This window comes from Kineococcus siccus (assembly GCF_009906795.1).
Classification (GTDB): domain Bacteria; phylum Actinomycetota; class Actinomycetes; order Actinomycetales; family Kineococcaceae; genus Kineococcus; species Kineococcus siccus.
In genome coordinates this window covers 1-5252 of sequence record NZ_JAAALN010000262.1, presented here as the reverse complement: position 1 = coordinate 5252, position 5252 = coordinate 1, and the positions used below count along the sequence as shown (strand labels likewise).

Genomic DNA, 5252 nt, shown 5'->3' with positions numbered 1-5252 from the left:
CGTCGAGCGCGACCACCGGCGCGGAGCCGGACCCCCCGACGGGCTCCGGGTCGACGCGCTCGTCGACGTCGACCGCCGGCGCGCTCGGCGCCGAGGGCACCGCCGCCGCGGCCGGTGCCGGTGCGGGTGTCGTCGCCGGTGTCGGGACGCCGGCGGACGGCGTCGCCGGGCCGGCCGAGCGGCGGGCGGTGGGTTCCGCCACGGGCGCGTGGACCGCGGCCACGGTGCCGACACCCACGTCCGCCAGGGCGTGCGTCGCGGTGACGCCCGAGGACACCCCGACGCCGGTCGCGAGCAGGGCGGCGAGGACCTGACCCCCCGCGGTCTGGGCGACGGACGAGGCGGTCGAGACCGCTTGCGCCGGAACGGGACCCACCCACGGCAGGGCGGCCAGGAGGGTGGCGGGCCCCGCGACCACGCGCAGCCGGCCGAGGCCGACCGACAGGAACGCGCGCACGACCTCGGGGTCGAACTGGTGGCCCGCGCACCGGGTGATCTCGCTGCGCGCCTGCTCGGCCGACATCGGCTTCTTGTACGAGCGGGCGGAGGTGATCGTGTCGTAGGTGTCGGCGACCGCGATGACGCGCGCCGCGAGCGAGAGGTCCGTGCCGGCGAGGCCGCGGGGGTAACCGCCCCCGTCCCACCGCTCGTGGTGCTGCTCCACCCCGTCCAGCCAGGGACCGAGCCAGGGCCGCAGGGGTTCGACGAGGCGCCCGCCGTGGTCCGGGTGCTCCTGCAGGGTGGCCCACTCCTGCTCCGTGGGCCGGCCCTTCTTGTTGATGACCTCCGCGGGGACGTGGACCTTGCCCACGTCGTGCAGCAGCGCGACCCAGCTCAGCCGGTCGACGTCCGCGCGCGGCAGTCCCAGCTCCCGGCCGATGAGCGCCGCGTAGGCCTGGACCCGCTCACCGTGCGCGCGGGTGCGGGCGTCGTGCGCCGCCAGGGCGCTCATGAGACTGAGCAGCCACTCCGCGGACCCGGGGTCGGCCTCCCCGGTGGCCCGCGCGCGCTCCAGCAGGGCCGGCGACCAGGTGCGCCGCGCGACGTCGAAGCGGCTGGGCACGCGGTCGGGCAGGGTCAGGCTCAGGCGGAGGAGCGCGGCGAGCGGGACGAGGCGGCGCAGCCCGCGGGTGGCGACCAGCAGCACGCCCGACGAGGCGGCGACCACGAGCAGCAACCACACCGCCGTGGGCAGACCCAGGCGCGCGGCCGGCAGCCAGCGCGACGCGACGGCGCCCACGGCCAGCGCGAAGAGCACGGGGCCGAGCGAGGCGGTGGCCCGCACGAGAGCGGCCAGGACGGGTCGCGGGCGCCACGTGGTCCCCGCGGCCTCGCTGTAGTTCTGCGTCGGTCCCGCGGTCATGCCCCGGGGATCGGGGCGTGCGGCGGCGGGGTTGAGGCCCCGTGCGGCGGTTCACCCGCCCGGACGGCACCCGTACCGCCGTCGGGGTCAGGGCGTCGGGCCGCCGGCCGCCGAACCGCCCGGTCCGTCTCCGCGCAGAGCCGCGAGGGCGAGCAGGGCGTCCTCGTCGACGGGAGCCCGGGACGCGGCCAGGTCGGCGATCTCCGCGACGGACAGCCCGGCGGCCCAGCAGGCGATGACGGCGCGGTCGCTGACCGACTGCTCGGCGAAGGCGGTGACGGCCCGCGCCTCGAGGCCGAAGGCCGTGACGGTGGCGATGGCGTCGACGACCGCGAGCAGGTCGTCGAGGTGCAGGCCGTGGCGCTCGACGAGCCGCTCGGACGGCTCGGCGTACACGCTGTCCACCCACGCGAGGGCGACCCGCGCGGTCGGCGAGCCGGCGCCGCGGCGCAGCAGGCGCACCGCGTCGCGCAGGTCCGGCGAGGACAGGTCCGGGTGCTCGGGGTCCCCGCCCAGCCGGAGGTCGGCGCGCACGCCCCCAGTCTGGTCCTCCCCGCGGCCCGGGGCGGCTCAGGCCTGCGCGGCGAGGACCTGCTCGCGCAGGATGTCGGCGTGGCCGCAGTGCTGCGCGACCTCGCGGAGCACGTGCAGGTACACCCAGCGCAGGGGCAGCGGACCCCGGCGGTTGCCGTGCACCACGTGGTCGAGGCCCAGGCCCGCGGTCGCGCGCCGTGAGGCCTCGCACGCCGCCGCGTGGTCGCGCCGCACGCTGTCGACGGTGTCCGCCGCGTCGAGGTCGAAGGACTCCTCCGCCGAGGTGGGGATGCCGATCTCCGCGCGTGAGCGGCCCGTGACGGCCTCGTCGAACCAGACGCGCTCGACGAAGGCCGCGTGCTTCACCAATCCGAGCAGGGTGGTCCGCGACGGCACGAGCGAGCGGCGGGCCTGCTCCTCCGTCAGGCCGTCCAGGCAGGCGCGCAGGCCGGCGCGGTGCTCGTCGAGGAACACCTCGACCTGCACGCGCGCGTCCTGGTGCACGACGTCCTCGGCGAAGGTCCCCGGCAGCGGCTGCACGGGGTGCAGCCTGCCACCCGGGACGGGCACCGGTCCCGCACTCCGCCGTCACGCGTCTCGTGTGCGGTGCGGCGTCCCGGCGGGGAGGCTGGACCCGTGGACGTCCCCGCCCCCGCCCGCGCCCGTGCCGTCCCGCGCCTGGACCTGCGGTCGCTGTTCCCGCCGCCGCCGGGGCCAGGCCGCCCGGGGGACCCCGGCGTGTGCGACCCGCACGACGCGCTGTGGGCCGTCGCGGGCGAGCGCGCCGTCCTGCTGGGCGGTCCGGCCGCGGTGCTCCTGCAGGTGGCCCACCCGCTGGTCGCCGCCGGGGTCGCGCAGCACAGCGCCTACCAGGCGGGACCGGCGCACCGCCTGCTCGGCACGCTGCAGGCCGTCCTCACGATCGCCTTCGGCGACACCGAGCAGGGCCGCGCCGCCGCCCGCGACGTCGGGCGGCAGCACGCCCGGGTCCGCGGCACGACGCCGGACGGGACCCCCTACCGCGCAGGCGATCCCGAGCTCGCGCTGTGGGTGCACGCCACCCTCGTGGAGATGGCCCTGGCCGCGGTGGGCCGCTACGGCGGCCGGCCCGTGCCGGCGGGGCTGCGAGAGGCCTACTGGCAGCAGATGAAGCCGTTCGGGCGCATGTTCGGCGTCACGGCGGCGGTGCTCCCCGCGAGCTACCCCGAGTTCCGCGACTACTACGACGACGCCGTCGCCCGGCTGCAGGTCACCGACGCCGCGCGGGCGGTCGCGCACGACGTCCTCGGGCTGCGCACGTCCCCGCCGCTGCCCGCCGTCGGCGCCGTGGCCCGCGCCGTGACCGCGGACCTGCTGCCGCGCAGCGTCGCCGAGCAGTACGACCTCGTGGCGACGCCCCGGCGGCGGGCCGGGGCGGCCGTCGTCCGGACCGCGACCCGGCGCGTGCGTCCGCTGCTGCCGGACCGGGTCGCGCGCTGGCCGCACGCAGCGGTGGCCCTGCGTCGCTGCGGGGCAACCGGTTGAGCCGGTCGGGTCACGCGGTTCCTGTTCCGCGGCCGTTGCCCGGAGCCGCCGCCTAGCGTCGGCGCCGGACGACAGCAGACGTCACCGCCGACGAGCAGAGGAACCACCATGCGCAGTGCGCGCCGCTCCACCCTGGCCACCGCAGCGATCACCACCCTCCTCGGGTGCGGGCTCGCGGGAGCCGGCTCCGCCTCCGCCGCAACCCCTTCGCCGTTCCCCACCATCACCCCGAAGATCGGCACGCCGTTCCCCTACATCGGCCTGGTCCGCGCGGCCGGCGAGGACCGCTACGGCACCGCGGCCGTCATCTCGCAGGGGTCGTTCGCGCCGTCGCCCGGTTCCTCGGTGTTCCTCACGAGCGGTGAGGCGCCCGCCGACGCCCTGACCGCCGGCCCCGCGGCCGCCTCGCTGGACGCCCCGCTGCTGCTGACCCCGGCCGCCGCCCTGGCCCCCGCGGCCGCGGCCGAGCTGACCCGCCTCGCCCCCGCGACCGTGTACGTCGTCGGCGGGGCGGACCGCGTGCCCGAGGCGGTGCTGACCGCGGTCCGCAGCGCCGCGCCGGGCGCGAGCGTCGAGCGCATCGCCGGGACCACGCGCTACGAGACGGCCGTGGCGGTCGCGCAGCGGTTCTTCCCCGACGCCGAGGGCGTGGTGGTCAGCCGCGGCGACACCTTCCCCGACGCGCTGTCCGGCGGGGCGGCGGCCGCCGCCGCCGGCGTCCCGCTGATGATCACGGAGCCGACCGCGCTGCCGGCGCCCGTGAGCACCTGGCTCGCGGGCCAGACCTTCGACGCCGCCCTGGTCGTCGGGGGGACGTCCTCGGTGAGCGAGAGCACCGCGGCGGCCGTCGCAGCCCGGGTCAGCGACCCCGCCGACGTGACGCGCGTGGGCGGTGCCGACCGCTACGCGACGTCGGCGCTCGTGGCGACCGCGGTGTTCGCGGACGCGACGACGGCGCTGATCGCCACGGGCGAGAACTTCCCCGACGCGCTCGCCGGGGTCCCCGCCGCTGCGGTCAACCTGGCGCCGATCCTGCTCGTGCGCCCGCAGTGCACGCCGCTGCCGATCTTCGACTACGTCGCCTCGAGCGCCATCACCTCGGAGATCGTGCTGGGCGGCCCGGACGTCGTCACGGCCGACTCGCTGCTGACGAACTGCGCCTGACGGCGGGCCGTCAGTCGGGAGCCACCGCGCGGGCGCGGCGCGGCAGGACGGGAGCGGGTGCGAAGGCGGCCGCCGGCCGGGCGACCGGGTCGGGAGCGGGGGCCGGAGCCGGGGCGGGCGCCGGAACCGGCGCGGGGGCACCGCGCGGCGGGGCCACCTCGCCGGCGGGCAGCTTGTAGACCTGCACGACCCACAGGCGCCCGTCGGCGGAGCGCACGGCCCCGACGCCGAGCTGGGTCACGTTCTCGCGCAGCTCGTTCGCGCGGTGCCCGGGCGAGCCCCAGAACGCGTCCTGCAGCTCCTCGGCGCTCGCCCCGACGCCGACGTTCTCGGCGACGAGGCTCCAGCCGGTGAGCCGGCGGGCCAGGTCGGCGTTGTGGGCGAGGGTCCCGGTCGAGGCCAGGTGGAACGCCCAGTCGGTCGCGACCGCGGTCGTGTCCGGCGACAGGCGCAGCGGGGCGAGACCGGCCGCGGCGCGGGCGGCGTTGACGAGGTCGTAGGTGCGTCCGGCGGCGGCGCCGTCGCCCTCGACGGCGCCCGTGGTGGCGGCGGCGGTGGTGACCGGCGGGTGCGCCTGCCCCTGGTCCGCCTGCGCGGGGGCGGCGGCGAGCAGCGTCGCCGACGAGGCGAGCAGCGCGGCGAGGGCGAGGGCCCGGCGGGTGCGGGT

Annotated in this window: 6 protein-coding genes; 2 read left to right on the top strand and 4 right to left on the bottom strand. The window is 78.3% G+C overall.

What is annotated here, in order from left to right; all coding sequences use genetic code 11:
- The 3 genes from GTR02_RS19610 to GTR02_RS19600 form a co-directional block, all read right to left on the bottom strand.
- Nucleotides 1–1363: HD-GYP domain-containing protein (locus GTR02_RS19610; protein ID WP_166609165.1), on the bottom strand; the 1363-nt coding region annotated here is incomplete at its 3' end.
- A gap of 87 nt (nt 1364–1450) precedes the next feature.
- Nucleotides 1451–1897: a hypothetical protein gene (locus GTR02_RS19605; RefSeq protein WP_166609164.1), complete on the bottom strand. Its 447-nt coding sequence runs from the start codon at nt 1895–1897 to the stop codon at nt 1451–1453.
- 36 nt (nt 1898–1933) lie between these two features.
- Nucleotides 1934–2437, bottom strand: coding sequence for a mycothiol transferase (locus GTR02_RS19600; RefSeq protein ID WP_166609163.1), 504 nt, complete (start codon nt 2435–2437; stop codon nt 1934–1936).
- Between the two features lie 96 nt (nt 2438–2533).
- On the opposite strand from GTR02_RS19600, the gene GTR02_RS19595 reads away from it, so the two are divergent.
- Both GTR02_RS19595 and GTR02_RS19590 read left to right on the top strand, forming a co-directional pair.
- Nucleotides 2534–3421, top strand: coding sequence for an oxygenase MpaB family protein (locus GTR02_RS19595; RefSeq protein WP_166609162.1), 888 nt, complete (start codon nt 2534–2536; stop codon nt 3419–3421).
- 108 nt (nt 3422–3529) lie between these two features.
- Entirely contained in the window at nt 3530–4585 is a 1056-nt protein-coding gene (locus GTR02_RS19590) for a cell wall-binding repeat-containing protein (RefSeq protein ID WP_166609161.1), read from the top strand.
- A 10-nt stretch (nt 4586–4595) separates the two neighbouring features.
- Here the strand turns inward: GTR02_RS19590 and GTR02_RS19585 are convergent.
- Nucleotides 4596–5252: CAP domain-containing protein (locus GTR02_RS19585; protein WP_166609160.1), on the bottom strand; the 657-nt coding region annotated here is incomplete at its 5' end.

Bases quoted from the DNA above. Each gene is read 5' to 3' on its own strand.
- GTR02_RS19590 (WP_166609161.1), top strand. From the start codon at position 3,530: ATGCGCAGTGCGCGCCGCTCCACCCTGGCCACCGCAGCGATCACCACC.